Annotated in this window: 21 protein-coding genes; 7 read left to right on the top strand and 14 right to left on the bottom strand. The window is 66.2% G+C overall.

The features are described 5' to 3' along the window. Positions 1-132: 132 nt before the first annotated feature. From ACQP0C_RS34825 to ACQP0C_RS34835, 3 genes are all read left to right on the top strand, one after another. Positions 133-678, top strand: a complete 546-nt coding sequence (locus ACQP0C_RS34825; RefSeq protein WP_433727007.1) for a YdcF family protein — start codon at positions 133-135, stop codon at positions 676-678. A 106-nt stretch (positions 679-784) separates the two neighbouring features. Then, complete coding sequence (locus tag ACQP0C_RS34830; protein ID WP_433727009.1) at positions 785-2,377, top strand: GMC oxidoreductase; 1,593 nt, start codon at positions 785-787, stop codon at positions 2,375-2,377. A gap of 10 nt (positions 2,378-2,387) precedes the next feature. Then, positions 2,388-3,107 carry a VIT1/CCC1 transporter family protein gene (locus ACQP0C_RS34835; RefSeq protein ID WP_433727011.1) on the top strand — a complete coding sequence of 240 codons (720 nt, stop codon included), beginning with the start codon at positions 2,388-2,390 and terminating at the stop codon, positions 3,105-3,107. Positions 3,108-3,139: 32 nt separating this feature from the next. Here the strand turns inward: ACQP0C_RS34835 and ACQP0C_RS34840 are convergent, their stop codons facing one another. Together ACQP0C_RS34840 and ACQP0C_RS34845 are read right to left on the bottom strand one after the other, a co-directional pair. Then, positions 3,140-3,298, bottom strand: a complete 159-nt coding sequence (locus ACQP0C_RS34840) for a DUF6131 family protein (protein ID WP_433727013.1) — start codon at positions 3,296-3,298, stop codon at positions 3,140-3,142. Between the two features lie 11 nt (positions 3,299-3,309). Further along, positions 3,310-3,783 carry a hypothetical protein gene (locus ACQP0C_RS34845; protein WP_433727015.1) on the bottom strand — a complete coding sequence of 158 codons (474 nt, stop codon included), beginning with the start codon at positions 3,781-3,783 and terminating at the stop codon, positions 3,310-3,312. A 145-nt stretch (positions 3,784-3,928) separates the two neighbouring features. On the opposite strand from ACQP0C_RS34845, the gene ACQP0C_RS34850 reads away from it, so the two are divergent. Beyond that, positions 3,929-4,120 carry a heavy-metal-associated domain-containing protein gene (locus ACQP0C_RS34850; RefSeq protein ID WP_433680554.1) on the top strand — a complete coding sequence of 64 codons (192 nt, stop codon included), beginning with the start codon at positions 3,929-3,931 and terminating at the stop codon, positions 4,118-4,120. A gap of 253 nt (positions 4,121-4,373) precedes the next feature. Here ACQP0C_RS34850 and ACQP0C_RS34855 read toward each other — a convergent pair whose 3' ends face one another. Then, positions 4,374-5,399, bottom strand: coding sequence for a DUF418 domain-containing protein (locus tag ACQP0C_RS34855; protein ID WP_433727017.1), 1,026 nt, complete (start codon positions 5,397-5,399; stop codon positions 4,374-4,376). Positions 5,400-5,516: 117 nt separating this feature from the next. Between ACQP0C_RS34855 and ACQP0C_RS34860 the strand changes: the two genes are divergently transcribed. Together ACQP0C_RS34860 and ACQP0C_RS34865 are read left to right on the top strand one after the other, a co-directional pair. Then, positions 5,517-5,981: a MarR family winged helix-turn-helix transcriptional regulator gene (locus ACQP0C_RS34860; RefSeq protein WP_433727019.1), complete on the top strand. Its 465-nt coding sequence runs from the start codon at positions 5,517-5,519 to the stop codon at positions 5,979-5,981. Next, the gene (locus ACQP0C_RS34865; RefSeq protein ID WP_433727021.1) at positions 5,978-6,349 is read left to right on the top strand and encodes a DUF5313 family protein; all 372 of its coding nucleotides are present in this window, start codon (positions 5,978-5,980) and stop codon (positions 6,347-6,349) included. The genes ACQP0C_RS34860 and ACQP0C_RS34865 overlap by 4 nt, the downstream gene beginning before the upstream one ends. Positions 6,350-6,353: 4 nt before the next feature. On the opposite strand, the gene ACQP0C_RS34870 is transcribed toward ACQP0C_RS34865, so the two are convergent. The 3 genes from ACQP0C_RS34870 to ACQP0C_RS34880 all read right to left on the bottom strand — a co-directional run bounded on the left by ACQP0C_RS34870 (position 6,354) and on the right by ACQP0C_RS34880 (position 9,643). Continuing rightward, on the bottom strand, positions 6,354-7,010 hold the full coding sequence (locus ACQP0C_RS34870) for a response regulator (protein WP_433727023.1): 657 nt from the start codon (positions 7,008-7,010) through the stop codon (positions 6,354-6,356). 22 nt (positions 7,011-7,032) lie between these two features. Continuing rightward, positions 7,033-8,202, bottom strand: coding sequence for a sensor histidine kinase (locus ACQP0C_RS34875; RefSeq protein WP_433727025.1), 1,170 nt, complete (start codon positions 8,200-8,202; stop codon positions 7,033-7,035). 217 nt (positions 8,203-8,419) lie between these two features. After that, the gene (locus ACQP0C_RS34880; RefSeq protein WP_433727027.1) at positions 8,420-9,643 is read right to left on the bottom strand and encodes a cytochrome P450; all 1,224 of its coding nucleotides are present in this window, start codon (positions 9,641-9,643) and stop codon (positions 8,420-8,422) included. A gap of 253 nt (positions 9,644-9,896) precedes the next feature. On the opposite strand from ACQP0C_RS34880, the gene ACQP0C_RS34885 reads away from it, so the two are divergent. Beyond that, entirely contained in the window at positions 9,897-10,439 is a 543-nt protein-coding gene (locus tag ACQP0C_RS34885) for a TetR/AcrR family transcriptional regulator (protein ID WP_433727029.1), read from the top strand. A 157-nt stretch (positions 10,440-10,596) separates the two neighbouring features. On the opposite strand, the gene ACQP0C_RS34890 is transcribed toward ACQP0C_RS34885, so the two are convergent. The 8 genes from ACQP0C_RS34890 to ACQP0C_RS34925 form a co-directional block, all read right to left on the bottom strand. Continuing rightward, positions 10,597-11,478 carry an aminoglycoside phosphotransferase family protein gene (locus tag ACQP0C_RS34890; RefSeq protein WP_433727031.1) on the bottom strand — a complete coding sequence of 294 codons (882 nt, stop codon included), beginning with the start codon at positions 11,476-11,478 and terminating at the stop codon, positions 10,597-10,599. Between the two features lie 48 nt (positions 11,479-11,526). Continuing rightward, a complete protein-coding gene (locus ACQP0C_RS34895; RefSeq protein ID WP_433727033.1) occupies positions 11,527-12,264 on the bottom strand; it encodes a hypothetical protein in 738 nt (245 codons plus the stop codon). A 115-nt stretch (positions 12,265-12,379) separates the two neighbouring features. Beyond that, complete coding sequence (locus ACQP0C_RS34900) at positions 12,380-13,336, bottom strand: MlaD family protein (protein ID WP_433727035.1); 957 nt, start codon at positions 13,334-13,336, stop codon at positions 12,380-12,382. Beyond that, on the bottom strand, positions 13,333-14,373 hold the full coding sequence (locus ACQP0C_RS34905; RefSeq protein ID WP_433727037.1) for an MlaD family protein: 1,041 nt from the start codon (positions 14,371-14,373) through the stop codon (positions 13,333-13,335). Before ACQP0C_RS34905 ends, ACQP0C_RS34900 begins: the two co-directional genes overlap by 4 nt. Next, on the bottom strand, positions 14,370-15,467 hold the full coding sequence (locus ACQP0C_RS34910) for an MlaD family protein (protein WP_433727039.1): 1,098 nt from the start codon (positions 15,465-15,467) through the stop codon (positions 14,370-14,372). The genes ACQP0C_RS34905 and ACQP0C_RS34910 overlap by 4 nt, the downstream gene beginning before the upstream one ends. Beyond that, on the bottom strand, positions 15,467-16,525 hold the full coding sequence (locus ACQP0C_RS34915) for an MlaD family protein (RefSeq protein ID WP_433727041.1): 1,059 nt from the start codon (positions 16,523-16,525) through the stop codon (positions 15,467-15,469). Before ACQP0C_RS34915 ends, ACQP0C_RS34910 begins: the two co-directional genes overlap by 1 nt. Next, entirely contained in the window at positions 16,513-17,517 is a 1,005-nt protein-coding gene (locus ACQP0C_RS34920) for an MlaD family protein (protein WP_433727043.1), read from the bottom strand. The genes ACQP0C_RS34915 and ACQP0C_RS34920 overlap by 13 nt, the downstream gene beginning before the upstream one ends. Next, on the bottom strand, positions 17,514-18,548 hold the full coding sequence (locus ACQP0C_RS34925) for an MlaD family protein (protein WP_433727045.1): 1,035 nt from the start codon (positions 18,546-18,548) through the stop codon (positions 17,514-17,516). The genes ACQP0C_RS34920 and ACQP0C_RS34925 overlap by 4 nt, the downstream gene beginning before the upstream one ends. Positions 18,549-18,550 lie beyond the last annotated feature (2 nt).

Genomic DNA, 18,550 nt, shown 5'->3' on the forward strand with positions numbered 1-18,550 from the left:
GGGCCGAGCGGTTGATCGTACGGCCTTCCACTGTCCTGATCGAGGGTCATTCTGTGCCACACCGAGATTCGGCGAAACGGGCAGGTGCTGCACCGACGTCGGGGTTGCGGGGATTTCGGTATCGTCGGATTCGTGCCCGGCCTACGACGAGCTGGTTTGCTCATCGGCACACTGCTCGCCCTGGTCGCCGTCCTCGGTGTGGGTGGTCTGCCGGTGTATGTCCATCCGCAGACCGATCCGCTGCGCCGGGCCGATGCGATCGTGGTGTTGGGCGGCACCGCCTATGAGCGGTTCGATGTCGGACTCGATCTCGCCGAACGCGGATACGCGCCACAGCTGCTGATTTCGCGGTCCACCGGCGAAGACGATTCGGTGATGGACCGGTACTGCGCGCCCCGCTTCGAATTCACCGTCAGCTGTTTCGTGCCGAATCCGTGGACCACCGACGGTGAGGCGCGCGAGATCGGGCGACGGGCAAGGCTTTACGGCTGGCACCACCTCATCGTGGTGACCTACACCCCGCATGTCTCGCGGGCCAGGTACATCGTGAGCAAATGCTTCGACGGCGAATTGACCATGGTGGCCAGTCCCAGTGACGGCGGCGTGAAGTTCTGGACCTGGATGTACATCCGCCAGTCCGCGGGCTATGTGCGGGCGTTCTTCAGCCGAGGTTGTTGATCCGGGAACGAACGGATGTCCGGGCTCCTACAGTGAACGAGACGCTCGCGCGGGGAAAGTACGGGCGCGACGTCGGGGTGTATACGGTTGTGGGAGAGGACCGCCGTTGCGAATCGATGATCTGCGAGCGGTCGGCGATGACGCCCTCACCGCCGATGTCTGTGTAATCGGATCCGGTCCCGCCGGGCTGACCATCGCGGCCGAGCTGGCCCGATCCCCCCGGCGCGTGCTGGTGTTGGAGAGCGGCGGTCCGACCGCGACCGAAGAGGTCGACGCACTCGCCGAAATCGAGAATGTGGGCGCGCGCCGGGCGCAATCGGATCGGGCCGCGGGCGACCGGATCCTCGGCGGCGCCTCCCACACCTGGAGCGGTCGCTGCGGTCTGCTCGATGACCTCGATTTCGCCCGCCGCCCATGGGTTTCCGGATCCGGCTGGCCGATCGGCGCGGCCGATCTCGAACCATTTCTGACGCGCGCGGCCGAGCATATCGGGATCGGCTACGGCAGCGGATTCACCGATGACGCGTTCTGGGAGTTGGCCGGTCGCACCCAACCCGAGCACGCGCTCGACCCGACCCGTTTGCGCCCGTACTTCTGGCAGATCAGCCGGGATCCGGTGGACCCGTTCGACTGCAAGCGCTTCGGCGCGCATGTGAAAGACCTTGTCGCACCGAATGTCCGGGTGCTCATCAATGCCACTGTCACCCATATCGACACCGATCCCGAAGGCGCACAGGTTGTTTCGCTCCAGGTCTCCGGGGCCGAGCCGCCGCCGCGAACGGTGCGCGCGAATACCTTCGTGCTGGCCACCGGCGGTATCGGCAATCCGCGTCTGCTGCTGGCATCGCGACGGATCGTGTCCGCAGGCATCGGCAATCGGCACGATATGGTGGGGCGCTATCTGATGGATCACCGCTGCGGCGCGGTCGGCGCGCTGGATCCGGCCGTGGCGGGCAGTGCACTGGAGCGCTTCGGCAAATACGTGGTCAAGACGCCGCACGGCAAGCACACCTTCCTGCACGGTGTCGCTTTGTCCGCGAAGGTCCAGGAGGCCGAGGGGCTGCTCAATTGCGCGCTGTGGCTGCAGGAGGTTCCGGCCGAGGACGATCCATGGGAGTCGGTCAAGCAATTGCTGCGCGGGCGTGGCGATCGACATGACGCGCGGGTCGCGGTGAGTCATGCCGGACTGCTGCTGGCCGGCGCGCGGCGCAGGCTCATCCAGCACACCGGACTGCCGCACAAACTCGATCGAATCGAATTGCGCTGCACGGTCGAACAACTGCCCAACCCGGACAGCCGGATCACCCTGACCGATCGCACCGATCGCCTCGGTGTGCCGCTGCCCCGGGTCGACTGGCGGGTGAATCCGCAGGAGGACAGCACCGTGCGCCGGGCGGCGGAGTTGGCGGTCGAGGAGTTCGTGCGGCTGGGATATCCGGCGCCCGCACTGTACGACTGTGCTCGTGCAGGCAGCACGCTGCCGCTGATGCTGACCGACTGGGCGCATCCGACCGGGACCACGCGGATGTCGGCGGATCCGCGCGATGGCGTGGTCGACCCCGACTGCCGGGTGCACGGAGTGGCGAATCTATTCGTCGCGGGCAGCTCGGTTTTCCCGACCACCGGCCATGCGAATCCGACCCTGACCATCGTGGCGCTGGCCGTCCGGCTAGCTGATACTTTGCGGGCTTTGACATAGTCTGCGGCGTATGGAAAGCAGAGGTGCACCGCACCCGCACGAGCCGCACGGTGAGGGCTTCACCTCCCGGTTGAACTGGTTGCGCGCGGGCGTGCTCGGCGCGAATGACGGCATCGTATCGACCGCCGGTCTGGTTGTCGGTGTCGCCGCCGCGACGACCAGCAGCTCGACCATCCTCACCGCGGGCATCGCCGGACTGACCGCTGGCGCGATCTCGATGGCTGTCGGCGAATATGTTTCGGTCAGCACCCAGCGAGATTCCGAGCGCGCATTACTCGCCAAGGAACGCAAGGAACTCTCCGACGAACCGGACTACGAGTTGGCCGAGCTGGCCGATATCTATCGGGCGAAGGGGTTGTCACCGGAGACGGCGCACAAGGTGGCCGAGGAATTGACCGCCCACGACGCATTTCTCGCCCACGCCGAGGCCGAACTCGGCCTGGATCCACGCGCGCTGACCAATCCGTGGCAGGCGGCCGGATCCTCGGCGGTCGCATTCACCCTCGGTGCGCTGCTGCCGCTCTTCGCGATCATTCTGCCGCCCACCACGGCGCGCATTCCGGTGACGTTCGCGGCGGTGCTGGTCGCGCTCGCGATCACCGGGTCGGTCAGCGCCCGCCTCGGCGGTAGCAACCGAGTGCGGGCGGTGCTGCGGGTGGTGATCGGTGGTGCGCTGGCCATGGCGGTCACCTATGGCATCGGTCAATTGGCGGGCGTTGCCGGGGCATGAATTACGAACTCGCCCCGGCCCGTTCACCTCGGTCAGTAGTAGTGTCGTCGACCGCCGACCGGGTGGCGGCCCACCGATCCGATGAGTGCGAGTACCGCACCGACGACCAGCAATATGATTCCGACGGTGGTCAGCAGGGGAATGCTGAGCAGATATCCGACAATGAGGAGTATTAAGCCCAGGATGATCATGGCTTTTTCCTTTACTTGGTCGTTTTGACCGTTGTGCGGCCGGATGTTTCGACCGCGTCCGCGCCGCTGTGCTGGCGCAGGAACCGATTCCAGCTCCAGACCGGCTTACCGCCCGGCGGCGGGGTGACCGGTGCGGCGGGCTTGGGGGCGGGTGGCGGTGAGCCGGCCGCTGGGGCGGCCGGACGCTGGACCGCCTTGTCCTTGGCCGCCAGTTCCCGGCGCGACTGCCGCAGGTCACGACGTACGGCGCTGCTACGGCGGGAACTGCGCCAGACACCTGCGAGTAGCAGGCTCAGGCCGAGCATCCCGATCGCCCCGATCGCCATTCCATAGAGGAAAAGTTCCCCCGCCGAGGCGGTGAAATGATAGTCGAATACCCCGAAATCGCTGGATGATGTACGAACTTCACCCGTATTGGCCGCCACTCCCGCAACGCCGATAACAACCGCGCTGATGAGAACGACGAGCCCGATGATAATGATCATGACAATCCCGCTGTACTGGTTGACATTACTTTCTGGCTATGCCCGGTAGTTCGAGAATCAAACACACGCCCGGCGCGGCGTTTGAAACCGGCCGATCCGGCTATGCGCGAAACCGAAGGATTACCACCGACAAGGAGGGGTCACCATGACCTACACCTTCGATATGACGGACTACTCGGACGAAAAGGCCTTCGTCGCCGAGCGCGCACTGTACAACCTCGGCGGGGTGCAATCGGTCGACGTCAACCGGACCTCCGAAACCATCACCGTCAACTCGACACTGTCCTACGGTGAAGTGCTCGACGCGATCCGGTCCGCGGGCGTCGGCGCCAAGTAGGCCGGTCAGCAACCACACCAGCCGCGGCACAACCACCACGGCGACAACGGCACTCGCGACACCGAGCAAGCGCGGCCCGTCATCGCCGGTATCGTCCAGCACGACACCGAGCAAGCACGGCCGGTCATCGCCGGTATCGTCCAGCACGACACCGAGTTTCAGGCCGGTCAGCCCGAAAGCGAAACCGCTCAACAACATTTCGGTGATCTCCGAGAAGGCATCACCGACCAAGCGGTAGTGTGCTGAGATTTCCCTAGCGACCGCGCCCGTATGCCACTGTGAGTTTCCGGCGTTCCTGCCGCGTCAGGCGATTGGGCACCAGCTGCCACCAGGTCACGCACCGCAAGACCCATTCGAATGGGCCATAGCGGAACCAGCGCAGCCAGTGGTAACTCCACAGCGCCTGCACCGCGATTATCGCGAAGGCCAGGCCGAGCAGTGTGCCGTAGCGGTTGGAATCGGATAGGTGCAGCCACGGGTCGGCGGTCAGGATCAGCGCGGTTGCCGAGAGATAGTTGGTCAGCGCCATCCGGCCCATCGGCTCGAGCACCTCCGCGAATACCTCGCCGGTCTCGGTGCGCAGGACGAGCAGGACTCCGGTGAGATACGCGAGTGCGCCGAGCAGTCCGGCCAACGGCGCCACACTGCCGGTCCACAGCTCGGCATACGGTATGCGGTACTCCCACGTCCCCACGACCACCGCGGCGGGCGCGGCCAGCGCGAAGACCACCACGACCTGCCAGCCCAGCTCGCTCAGATCCTCGGCGAGGCCGAAGCGATCGGCGGCGAGGCCGAGTAGGAACAGGCCGGGTACCAGGCCGAATCCGCCGCCGAGCGCGACCGGCACCCCGATGGTGCAGACCAACCCGGCAAGCAGCAGCACCCAGCGCGGCAGGCTCGCCGCGGGCAGCAGAATCACCGATCCGACGATCGCGTATGGCAATAACGCCTCACCCGGTTGGAACACCTGGTGGATCAGGCCGAGGACACCGAGGGCGATCAGTCTGCGCGCCAGTACCAGTCGCGGGCGATCGGTGCGCTGGGCTGCGCGGTCGAGCAACAGCGAAAAGCTCAGCCCGAACAGGAACGAGAAGATCGGGAAGAACCGTCCCTCGAACAGTACGGAGAGCAGGTGCCGTATCGGATCGACGATTCCGGGCTCGACCGTGGCCCGCATATCGGTGAGCTGGCAGATATCGACGACCAGAGTCCCGCACAGGGCGACGCCGCGCACGGCGTCCAGCTCCTGAATGCGCAGGTACGCACGGTCGGGACCCATGTCTCCACGCTAACGATGCCCGGCTCGTGGATCCCGCACATCCGATGGGGTGTCGGTCACAATAGTTCATGCACTAACTATTCACGCGCTACAGTAAATGGGGACCTAGGAGGAGCCATGGAGATGGAAGATCCGCTGCGGCTGGATCGACAGGTATGTTTCGCGCTGGCCGTCGCCAATCGGGCGGTACTCGGCGTGTATCGACCGCTGCTGGAACCGCTCGGGCTCACCCATCCGCAGTATTTGGTGATGTTGGCGCTGTGGGGTGAGGCGCCGATGTCGGTGAAGGCCATCGCCGAGGCGATCCAGCTGGACTCGCCGACCCTGTCACCGCTGCTCAAGCGGTTGGAGTCGGCCGGATTGATCACCCGAGGACGCGATAGCCGCGACGAGCGGAACCTCGTTGTCGATCTGACCCCGGCCGGAGTGGAGCTGCGCAAGCAGGCCGTGAAGATTCCGCCCGCGGTGGTGGAGCGGCTCGGGGTGACCTTGGCGGATCTGGAGGAACTGCACGAGGTATTGACCCGGGTCAATACGGCCGCACGGCGGTCGCTTGCCGCCACAGCAGGAGCACACGCATGAGTAACCGGCCCAATCCCTTCCAGTGGCTCGGCTACGCCTTCGGACGGCGCCTGCCGGATTCGTTGCGCGAGTGGGTGCGCAATGACCTCACCGGCAGATACGCGACCCCGCGCCATATCGTGCGCGGCCTGGTGCCGTTCAGTCCGCTGTTCGCCGTATTCCTCTTGTTTCCAGGAGAATTGTGGTTGCGCGGGTCGATGGTGCTGCTGGCACTGCTGCTCGCGCTCTTCTACACCGCGGCCTTCATGCCGATGAATCGGGCGCATCGACTGGCGAAGCACGGGCTGCCCTCGGATCTGGAGAATCCGGAGCGGGCGCGGCGGCGGGCGCTCGAACGAGCGAGATATGCGGCGCAGCATCCGCATTGAGGACTCAGCGCCGACGCTCGTTCGTCGCGCCGAGTACGGCGAGTCGAACCCGGTTGGTGGCACCGGTTTTCGTCATCAGATTGCCGATATGCGTTTTGACCGTGGTGACGCCCAGATGTAGGCGCTCGGCGATCTCGGCATTGGACAGACCCGTCGATACCAAGGCGAGCACCTCGGCTTCGCGTCGGGTAAGTCCTTGCGGTGCATCGAAATCATCGTTCGTCGTGGTCGCCTCCCGCGCGGATACCGCCGAATCCACCAGGCGCTGCAGTACCGCCTGAGTGAAGGGCGATTCGCCCGCGGCGGCACGGCGGATGCCATCGAGCAGATCGGTGGGCGAGGCGTCCTTGACGAGGAATCCGCAGGCGCCCGCCGCGAGCGCGGGATACAGGTGGTCATCATCGTCGAAGGTCGTCAGGACGACGATGCGGATCGATGGCCGCATCGCGAGAATCCGTTCGGTGGCGCGAATTCCGTCCATTCCCGGCATGCGCAGGTCCATCAGGATGACATCGGGTGTGGTCTGCTCGGCCAGCCGCACGGCCTCTCCCCCGCTGGCCGCCTGCCCGACGACCTCGAGTTCGTCATCGGTCTCGCAGAGCATGCGCAGCCCGGCCCGGACCAATTGCTGGTCGTCGACGATCAATACTCGAATGGTCATGGCCGCACGCTCTCCCGGATTCTCACGACGCCACCCGAATCGCGGGCGGCAGGGATGCGTCGAGTCGCCAACCGGAATCACCCGGCCCGGCGATGAACTCACCGCCCAGCAGCTCGACGCGCTCGCGCAATCCGACCAATCCGAGGCCGTGCCCGGCGCCATTCGCTGCCCCGATCCCGTTGTTGCACAAGACGAAATCAACGGCGCCATCGGCGCGTACGGTGATCGTCAGCCGGGCCGTGGCACCCGAACCCGCATGTTTGACCACATTCGCCACACCCTCCTGCGCCAGGCGCAGCAAGGTCAACGCCCGTAGCGCGTCCACCTCCGTCACGGCAGCGTCGACCTGCACCGTCACCATGGTCCCCAGCTGTTCGGCCCGCTCCGCGACGGCAGCGATCGCTACCGGCAGATCCGCTGGCGCGACGAAGGATTCGCCCGCCATCGCCGGATCGCGTAGCACGGAGACGAGCAGGCGCAGATCGGCGAGGGTTTCGGTGCCACTGGCGTGAATATCGTCGAGCACCTCACGCACCGCGGGCGGCGCGTCCGGTACCGCATGCCGGGCCACACCCACCCGCAGCACGGTGGACGAGACGTGATGGGCGATCAGGTCGTGCAATTCCCGGGCGATGGCGGTCCGCTCCATGGCCCGTGCGGCCGCGATATCGGCCTCGCGACGTTGCGCGATCTCCCCTGCGGCCCGCCGGGCCCGATCCGCACCCTCGCGGGCGGCGTGCAGCAGATGTCCGATCAGCAGTGGCGCACCGGCCATCACGAGCGCTCGGTAGCCGGTCGCGGCGGCCGCCCCGGCCGGATGCAGCAGATACGCCCCGCCCAACGCTCCCGCCGCCACCCACGGCTGCCACCCACCGCGGCGGGCGGCGAGTTCGATGAGCGCGATGGCGGCACCCACCTTCGGCACCAGCGGACCCGTACCGCCGATCTCGAAGCCGAGCACCAACAGCCCGGTCACCAGCAGTGTTGTGGCGAACGGCCATCGAACTGCGCCCGCCGTCGCGCACACCGCGAGCAGGCCGATGATCCAGTCCACCGGACCCGGCGCATCCGAAAGCAGCAGCAGACAGCCGATCGCCGATGTCAGCAGCACCCCCAGCCGAACCGGTAGGGCGCGCGCATCGAGCAGCCAGTCCACGCCCCTGGTCACACCCGAATCCACCACGCAGACCATGATGCCCGGTTGGTGCGGACCGTAACTCCTTCCGTCGGAGGAGCTCGGTCCTCCGCAAGGCCACATTTCCCGCGAAGGAGAACTCCGGCATGTGGGACGAAACCAGTGCCTCGATAAACGCCGCCGATACCCGCTCGCGTCGGATGAGCATCCGTGCTGCACAAGGGCTCAATCGGCGATTGCTCGCAGACGCGCGACGGCTTGTGGCCGCTGGAGCCTATTCGACGACGAGGTCGAGGCGGCGGTGGCGGCGCACCAAGATGCTCGGAGCCCACTGGGCCGCATCGGGATCGGGTGCGAGCCGGAACGCGGCCGTCCGAGTCAGCAGGGTCTGCAGGGTCACGCGCGCCTCCAGCCGGGCCAAGGCCGCGCCGACGCAGAAGTGGATGCCCTTACCGAAGGCCAGGTGATTGCGCTGGGCCGGGCGGTCCAGGTGAAGTTCGTCGGGGGCCGCGAAGACGGCGGGGTCGCGGTTGGCGGCGGCCCAGAGTAGGAGCAGGTGACTACCTGCGGGGAGATCGGTGCCGCCGAGCGTGGTGTCGCGCACGACGTGGCGGTGGTGGGCCCGGAACGGGGATTCCAGGCGCAGGACCTCTTCGAGGAACGGGGTGAGCAGGTCCGGATCCGTGCGCAGACGGGTCTGGAGAGTGAGGTCGGTGGCGAGAATACGGGTCGCGTTGCCGATGAGTCCCGCGCTGGATTCGCCGCCAGCGCCGACGAGTTGGATGAGGATCAGGACGGCGACATCGCGTGTGAGTTCGCCTGCGGCACAGGCCTTCGCCAGATCACCGAGCAGGTCGTCGCCCGGATCGCCGCAGGCTCGCACGAGCTGCTGGCGCAGATAGCCCGCGAGTTCGGTGGCGGCGGTTATGACAGCGACCAGCCGGTCGGTCGTGAGCACGCCGTCGATCAGTTCATTGCTGGTATAGCTCCAAGCGAGCAATTGGGGAATGTCCTGGTCGGGCAGGCCGATCAGGCCGGCCACCAAGGTCATCGGCAGTCGGTCGCCCATGGCCGACATCCATTCGATGCGTCCGGCGTCGAAACCCCGCGCCCACAGGCGATCCGCGGTGGCGACGATGGCGGGTTCCAGTGCGCGAATGCGTTTGGCGACCAAGGCGGGCAGCACCAGTTTGCGGTGGGCCTGGTGGGTCGGGTCGTCACCGGTGGCCAGGACGTGGATCGCCTGTCCCCCGCCGTCCAGATCGAAGGCCCCGGCCGAACCATCGGGCTGTCGCACCAGAACCGCGGTGAGGTTCGAGGAGAAGTCGGCGGCGCGCGTGGTCGCCTCCACGACCAGGTCCCAGCGACTGATCAGGTAGAAACCGGTATCCGCGATGCGGTACACCGGCGAGTCGGTGCGCAGTCGGTCGTAGAGCGGGTAGGGATCGTCGAGCAGCCCGGGGTCGAACAGGTCGATGTCATTCAGCGCGCGGGTCATTCGCTCCGCCTTTCCGACGCACGATTTCTACTTCCGCACACCAGATTTCGCGGCCTCGACCACCTGCGTCAATAGCCTGGGAAAACTGATAATTCGGCATCGAATCCACAGATCGCGCGCCGTCTCGAGGCCTGCCGCCCACCTGCCGCTCCGCTGGGCGATCTCGTCTAGAATGTCTCACGCTGAGACAAAATTTTTCAATCGTATCTGTCGGAGAATTCCGATTTCTTCGTCGGAGCATCAGGAGGTCGCGATGACCGATTGGCTCGCTGGCGGCCACCGCCGTGACCTAGCGATCGAGCGCATCCATGCCGCCGCGGCCGACCTCATCGCCCGCAAGGGCATGGCCGGACTGAATATCGATCACGTCGCCGCCGAGGCCGGCTGCTCTCGCGCCACCGTCTACCGCTACGTCGGCGGCAAATCGGCACTGCGCGATGCCGTCCTGGCCGAGGCCACCGCCCGCATCGCCGAAACCATCCAGCACTCCGCCGCGGCCCACACCGGCTCCGACCGCATCACCCACGCGATTCTCGCGGCCCTGACCGCCGTCCGCGCCGACCCGGTCGCCACGGCCTTCCTCGCCACGACCACCCCCGCGGAGGTCGACGAATACCTCGCGAGCAATACCCGATTGGCCAGCGCCGCAACGCAGCTCACCGGCACCGGCGACGATCTGATCGCCGGACAGTGGATAGTCCGCGTCGTGCTCTCGCTATTGTTCTGGCCCGCGACCGATCCCGCCGAGGAACGGACGCTAGTCGAGCGGTTCGTGCTGCCCGCCTTCGGCACGTAGTGCACCCGGCGGCGTTCACCAGTAGCGACGGCGGGCCGGGCGGCGGGCGGTAAAGTTGGGCGGCCTCGTCTCAGTTGGTCTGGGACGCTGGCGGTTTCGCCATGGGGCGTCGGCCGGGCGGGTGGCGTGGAGTCGTTTTCTTCGCATCGCCGATATGTCAGCGCACGGCCCACGCAGCGATGACCTGGACGGCGGGCCAGCCGAAGTCCTCGGTGTCCTCGTCTTCGACGAACCAGAGCCAGTTCCGCACGGCTCGCACCAGGGTCCAGGCGCGGGCACGATCCGGATCGAGTCCGGCGATATCGACGACGGCGGCGAAACGGTCATCCAGGCTGGATTCGGTTCGGCGGTTCCAGAGCAGGGACAGGGTGGTGAATTCGAGATCGCCTGCCAAGGGCTGCGGGTCGATGACGAGCCAGGGTTCGCGAGCACCGCCGAGGACGTTTTCATAGTGCAGGTCCTCGTTCACCAGGAGCCGGTCCGCACTCGGGCCGAGCTGTGCGCAGACCTCGACGGCGGCGTCGAGCAACGTGCGCGGGAAGGGGGTGCCCAAGCGCTGCCAATCCTTCGGCAGTTCCTCGACCAGACGCTCGGCTTCGGTGCGCAGGTCGCGGGAGATGCCGGGCGGTGCCGGGATGGCGAGCCTGCGCAGCAGCACGGAGATGATCCGCACCGCGTCGTCGATGGGCTCGAACTCCAATGACCTGGTGGGATCGAGCCGTTCGAGGAGCAGGGCGCCGTGCTCGGCGTCGCTATCGAGCAATCGCACCGCGCCATTGCCCTGCCAGGCCGCGAGCGCGACCGGTTCGTCCCTGGTCTCCGGGGTGCGATAGCCGAGTTTGAGCACCACCTGACTGCCATCGGCACGCACAGCGGGCTGCACCAAACCGCCGTAACCGTGCATGAGCTCGCCCTCGAACCGCAGCTGCCACCGCTCGGCGTAGCGGGCCGCGAGCTCGGGCAGACCATCCACCCACACCCGTGCCGCGGGCTCCATCCTGACGAGACGATCGGCGAAGAATTCGGGGACAACGATCACCAACCGAGCATCTCAGCCCTGTCGAACGATTTTCCCGAACAATCCGAGCTATGGCAGACCCGGAATCCTGGGCAGCGGCGGTAGACCCGGGAACGGATTGTCCGGCATCGGTGCCGGCGCCGGAAGCGGGAACGGATTCTCCGGCACCGGCGCCGGATTCGGGACCGGATTCTCCGGCGCTGGATTCGGGACCGGATTCTCCGGTACCGGCGCTGGATTCGGCGCCGGTGCCGGTACCGGCGCTGGGTTCGGGGCCGGGTTCGGCTGCGTCTGGACCGGGGCGGGGACCGGGGTCTCGGCCGCCGGCGGGACCTCTTGAACACTCGGGTTCTGCGGGACGCAAGTCCAGTGGCCCTCCGGCGACCGGCCCCACTGCGCCACAATGCCGTCATGGGAGCAGTCGTCGCCGACCTGATGTAGCTCGGCGCCCTGCAGCAGGGGTGTGCAGACCCACAGTCCGTTGCGCAGGTCCCATTGGGCGATGATGTTGTCGTGTGAGCAGTCGTCGCCGCGCTTGTGCCCTATATGCACCGATGTCGGCGAGCGATTCGATGGCGGCGAGATCGGGGGCGCGGGGGCCGGGCGGGCGGTGGTCAGTACCGTCGCGGAGGTGGAATGCACGATCGAGGTCGGCCCGTCGTCGTTCGAATCCTGATTCGATCCCAGCAGCAGCACGATCGCGACCACCAGCGCGAGTGCGGCGGCGACGATGGCCGCGATGGTCATGACGCGGGTGTTATCGGTTCCGCGATTGCCGCCGGGTGCCGCACCGCCGGATTCCACCATCGCACCGCCTTCGTGCCGAGTAGGGACTACCTTCACGAAAACTCTGCAGGCAGGCTACCGAAGTCACGGCGGGAAAGATCAGGTTTTTCGGCGCGTGTTCCCTCCGGACTGCGCACTACTTGACACCGACGCGCACCTTGACGGCGTCATCGCCGGTTTCGTGGAGCGCCTGACCGATCAGGCTGCTGAGGTCGACGCGCGGTGCGCCGGCGGTGACCGCGTCGGCCAGCGGCCGCAATCCCGGGATCAGCGATTTCAGCTCCGGCCCGACCTTGTCCATCCACTCGGTCACCCGTTGCAGAAACGGCACAAGGCCATTGCCCTCCAGGTACATCTGCGGACTGTTCCCGGCCGTGACCAGCCGACCGACCGCCGCGACGAGATCGTCGAGCGCCTGACCGAACCGCACCAGATTCGGCGCGCCGACTGTGGTGGCCGGACCGGCCCAGGCGATATCGCCGGCGGCGAGCTGAAAGCTATTGAGCAATTCGGCGATCTTCGGTGCCCTGGTCATGATGGTGGCGGCGAGCAGATCGCCCGAGCGCGCGAGTTCCGGCATCACTGGCGCGGTGCCCGAGATCGACTTGCCGAGCGTATCGACGATCGAGCCGACCACGGTGGGGTCGAGCTGGTTCATGGTCTTGGTGACCAGCCGCGCCACCTCCGGAATGGACAGCGGTGTGCGAATGTCCTTGGTGTCCAGGCGCTGTCCGTCCTTCAGGTACGGACCGCCATCGGTGTTCGGCACGAACTGCACATACGGTTCGCCGAGCGCGGAGAGCTGCTCGATGGTGACGGTGCTGTCGGTCGGCAGCTTATGTCCCTTGTCGACGCGGAAGCCGACCTCTACCCCGGCCGCGGTGTTCTGCACCGAAGTCACCTTGCCGACCTGCATGCCGGTGAGCAGGATCGGCGAACCTACCCCGAGACTGCCCGAATTCCGCAGCACCATCGAGGCATCGGTGTAATCGGCGAACGGATCGAACCGCACAACGCCGAACGTCAGATAGCCCGCGCCGAGGATCAGGATGGCGGCGATACCGCCGAGCGAGGCCAGCGAACCCACCTTCATCGGACCGCTCCGATCATGCGCAACGTGTGAATGATCCGATCCACCTGCTCGGATTCGGCCACCGCATCGGTCTCGACGCCGGTGACATTCACCTTCGGACCGTGCTCGACGAACGGAATGATCTTGTCGCGCAACAACGCGACGAGCATGGCCATATTCGACGGCGACCGCAGGTCCAATGGCCCGCCGGTGAGCAGCGGGACGAAGGCCCGCAGCATGGCGTCATTGGACTGCACCAGCGGCGCCAGCCAGGTCAGTGAGGTGCCGACGGGTCCGAGCGCGCCGAAGATATTCGTCACTCCGGCAATCGAATTCGTCGCCGCATTCACCTGTCGCACCGAATCCGCGCTGAGGATATTGTCCAGCTCGGGCTGAATATCGTGCAGCACTTGGGAATTGGTGACCAGACCGTTCAGCAGCGCATCCACCTGGTCCAGATCGGCGGCCAGATCCGCGGCGTCGCCGCCCATAACCTTCGAAATGCGCGCCGTCTCCCGGGGATCCTGCGGCAGTACCGAATTGAAGCGGTTGATGATGTCCTGGAGTTGGCCGACCGCACCACCCTGCACGAAGAAGGCCATGGCGGCCATGGTGTCCTCGAGCTGCACCGGCGGCTTGGTCCGGTCGATCGGAATGCTGCCGCCGGGTCCGAGTAGCGAACCGAAACCATTGGACGGCGTGGTCAATGCGATGTGGATATCACCGAGCACGGTGTTCTGCCGCAGTTCCGCGATGGTCGTGGTCGGCAACTGCACCGACTTCGCGATATCGGTATCGACCACCACGAATCCGCCACGGCCCGCGGGTGCATCGGCGGCCGGGACGACGGTGACCTTGTCGACCGTGCCGATCTGCGCGCCATTGGCGATCACCTTGGCCTTGGCGGGCAGGTTCAGCACATTCGCGAATTCGATCCGCACCCGATAGGTGGGTCCGGACATCGATGTGCCGGGCACCGGCACCGACGACGGATCGAAAGCACAGCCGCCCAGGGCGATTGCGGCCGCGAGCACGACCGCCGCCAGCCGCTTCCTCATCGTCCACCTGCCAATCCCAGTACCAGCGGGACGAGTTGCATATCGACCATGCCGTTCTCGGAACCGACGCATTTGCCGGGCGCGACGGCATTCACCGCGGCACAGACCTGTTCGGCGTTGTCTTGCCGAATGGCCACCTTGGGCGGCGCATAGGTGATGCCGGGCGCGCCATCGGCGACCACGGTACGGAATGCCGAGATGAGGGCGGGTGTCATGAGCACGACATCGCGCAGCGAACCGACATTGGCGCGCAACAGCTTGATCAGCGGCACGCTCGCGTCGAGCGCGCGCAGAATCGGATCGCCGAACATCGTGGTGATGTCATCGAGCATGGGCAGAACCTGGCGCAGGCCGTCGAAGAGTTGCACCGCGGGACCGAGCAATTCGGTACTCGCCTGATCCAGCGCCGGTCCGATCCGGACCAGCATGGATTGCAGATCCCCCCAATACTGGTTCACCTTCTGCGATACCGATGCGAAGGCATCGAAAATGCCCGCCAGATGGCCGATATCGGCATCGGGCGATTTCAGCGCCGACCCGAGTTTGCGGATCAGTTCATTGACCTGCGGGCCGGTGCCCGCGGTCGCCGCATCGAGCGAGGCGAGCCCCTTCGCGAGCGAATTGGGCTGGGCCGGATCGGGTCCGATGAGCTGATCCGACAGCGATGACAGCGCGGTCAGCGTTTCGGTGAGACTCTTGGGTGTCAGTGTCTTGGTGATGCACTGCCCTCGGTCCCAGTGCGCGGTGTTCTTGCCGCTGGACAGTACGGCCAGATTGCGATCGGCGACCACGGTATCCGACACGGTGGTCGCCGACGCGTCGGCGTAGACGGGATAGTCGGCGTCGACGTCGAAATCCACCCGCACGGTCTTGCCCTGGTTCGCCACCGAGGTCACCGTGCCGACGGTGATCCCGCGCATCGTCACCTGATTGCCCGCGTACAGCCCGATGCTGTCGGGCATGATCGCGCAATGGGATTCGGTCTTCTTCATCGGATCGAAGGCGATGAGATATCCGGCAGTGGCCAGTGCGGCGACCACGACGGCACCCGCGATCGACATGAAGGCCTGCGAGCCGAGCACACGATGTAGCATCAGCACGCCTTTCCGGGCAGCGGCACACACACCGTTGTACCCAAGACCTGCGCCGGATCCAGACCCGCTGGTGCCGTCATGGTTTCGCCGGACTGGTCGACCACGAGCCCGCCCTCGGGAATCACCAGCCCCCGCAACTTCTCACTCAGGTCGTGCGCGGAGGCGATGATCGGCTCCAGCCGACCACCCAGCTGTTCCAGCCGCGGCAGGGCATCGGCGAGCTGCTGGGCCTTGGGCTTCAGGGTGGAATCCCAGGACGGCGCGAGCGCGGCAATCCGCTGAACCACGCTGTTCAGCAACGCGACCGACGCGCGCAGTTCGGCGCGCTTATCGATGAGGACGGTCTCGAGCAGATTGGCGTTGTCCATCAATCTGCGCAGATCACTTTTCGCGCCGTCGTACATGGTCACGTATTCATCGGCCACCGCAATGGCGTTCGATACCTGGGTGCGCTGGCGATCGATGGCATCGATATAGCCACCGACGGTGTCCAGGGTGGTGCGCAGGCTCTCCGGTGCGCCCTCGACGGATTTGTCGAGCGCCGCGAGATTGCGCCGCAGGGTATCGCCATCGATCTTGCCGATCGGTGCCGTCGCGTCCTGGAAGGTCTGCACCAGGCTGTAGGGCAGGCGAACTCGGTCGGTCGGAATCGGCTTGTCGCCCAGTGGCGCGGTGCCCGCCGGGAACAGCGCGACGTAGTGGCCACCGACTACCGTGAGCATGCGCACGTCCAGCGAGGTCTGGTCACCGACGAAAACGTCGGAGTCGACGGTGAAGCGCATGATGACCTTATCCGGCTTCAACTCCAGCGATTTCACCGTGCCGACCGAGACGCCGGCAAGGCGGATGTCGTCACCGGACTTCACCGACTGCGCCTCCGACAGCTCCGCGGTATAGGTCGCCTTGCCGAACGGTATGACGTAGAGCGCCGCGGCCGCGCCCATCGCGATGACCACAAGTACCGCGCCGATAATGCCGAGCCGCACCTCTTTGCGCAGTCGCGACGGCTCGTCGAGGATCGGTCCATTGCCGCCGAACCAGCGATTCATCCGTTGCATACCGCCACCTTCTGTCCACCGATCAGCACCTGCACCGGCTTCGGCAGCTCCGCATTTCCCTTGCTGCACTCCGGTTTCCAGCCCGCGACGGTGCGCGGCACGGCGTTGTCGATCGAGGCGAGCAGGCCGGGCAGCTTGCCGAAGACGTCGACGGCCAGCTGCGGGTCGGGGAACAGCCTGCGGATGAGCCCGTCGATATCGGCGCCGCTGTCGGCGCTCAGGCCGACGGTGGCGAGCAGCCGTTCGAGTGGGCCGAGCACCGAGGGCGCGTTCATCGCGAATTCGGCCAGTCCACCGATATTCGATTGCAGCGCTTGGAAAATATCGGTGAGCCGGGCCAGCAGCGGGACCAGATAGTGCACCCGGCCGCCGACGCGGTCGGCGATATCGGACATATTGCGCACCAGCGTCGCGATCACCGCCTGCCGGTCGCCGACGTAGGTGCTCAGCTTGCCGATGGCATCCATCGCCGGACCCAGCCCGGAACCGTCACCCTCGATCACCGCGAGCATGCTCTCGGTGAACTGGTTGATCGCTTCCGCGGACATGGTGGCCAGCACTGGTTTCAGGCCGTTGAACAGGCTGGTCACATCGAAGGACGGGACCGTCATCTTGGTGTCGACAACCGCGTTCGCGGCCAGTCGGACACCGGGATTCGGCTGCTGCTGCAGGTCGATATACCGCTGGCCGGTGAGATTTTGGTAGCGAATGGCCAGGGTGCTGTTGTCGTAGATCGGCGTCGAGGTCTTGACGGTGAGCCGAACCTCGGCCCTGACGCCGTCGAGCGATATGCCCTCGACCTTGCCCACCTGCACGCCGTACATGCGCACGTCATCGCCGACCTTCAAGCCATTGGCATCGGTGAACAGCGCGTCGTGCGCCTCGGTGTCACCGGCCACCGGCCGCTTGATCGCCGTCAGCACCAGCGACAGCACCACGATCATCACCGCGGCGAAGACACCGAGCCGCCACGCGGCGGCACGCACCGTCATCGCACACCCGCTCGACCGAGCAGCGGCACCGCGATACCCGGCACACCGCGCAGATCTACCTCGAGATTCAGCACCGGGCCATCGGCCGTATCCGGCATGGCGGCCCGCAGCCGTTCCAGCAGCGCCCGCAGTTCGGCGGCGGACTGCTGTGGCCGGGGCACCATCTGCGCCAACACATTCAGCATCGGCGCGAGCATGTCGGTGCCGTCGGCGAAATATCCGCCCGCGGTGCTGAGTGTGGTGCCCAGCGCGGGCAGAATGCTCCCGGTCATCGCGGCAACACCGCGGTCGTAGTGCTCCCGGTCGCTCTGCAGGACCTTGATATCGCGGATCTGATCGAGCACCTGAATCGTCGCGCCCGCGAACTTGCCGCCGCCGTCGAAGGCGGGACCGAGCCTGCCGACCAGTTGCGAGGTCGGCATGGTCTGGTTGTCGGCAATGGTGCGCGCCACCGTGATCAGCGCCTGCACCAGTGGGGTGAAGGCTTCGAAGTCGGCGCAGACCTGGGCGATGACGCTGGCCAACTGCGGAGTGAAGACGGTCGCGCCGACCTGGGACAGACTGCGCAGAATGCTGCCCATCGTCGCGTCGTAGACATCCGCGGCGCGCTGCCCGGTCAGATCGATCACGGCATCGGGCCGCAGCGGCGAACCCCCTGGGCCACGGCGCAATTCGAGTTCGCTGATGCCGAACAGGTTGGCCGGTGCGTAGTCCACCCGCAGGCTGTCATCGATGCCGAAGAGCCGGGACCGGTCCAGCCGCAAGGTGATCCGCTGGGTGCCGCGCTCGTCGGGTGCGATATTCGCCACCGTGCCGACCGAGACACCATCGAGGCGCACCTGCGTGCCCGCGCCGACACCGTCACCGATCTCCTGGGTGTGCAACGCGATCCGCAGACCGTCGTCGGTGCGCAGGTTCCGAGAGAGCGTGGTCGCGAGGGCGATAACGGCGATCAATGCGACAATCGCCGAACCAACTGTCCGCGAACGCTTCTTATCCGCGGCGACACCGGGCATTCCGTATTTCGGCATCC

It is taken from the genome of Nocardia sp. CA-129566, from assembly GCF_050956075.1.
Classification (GTDB): Bacteria; Actinomycetota; Actinomycetes; order Mycobacteriales; family Mycobacteriaceae; genus Nocardia.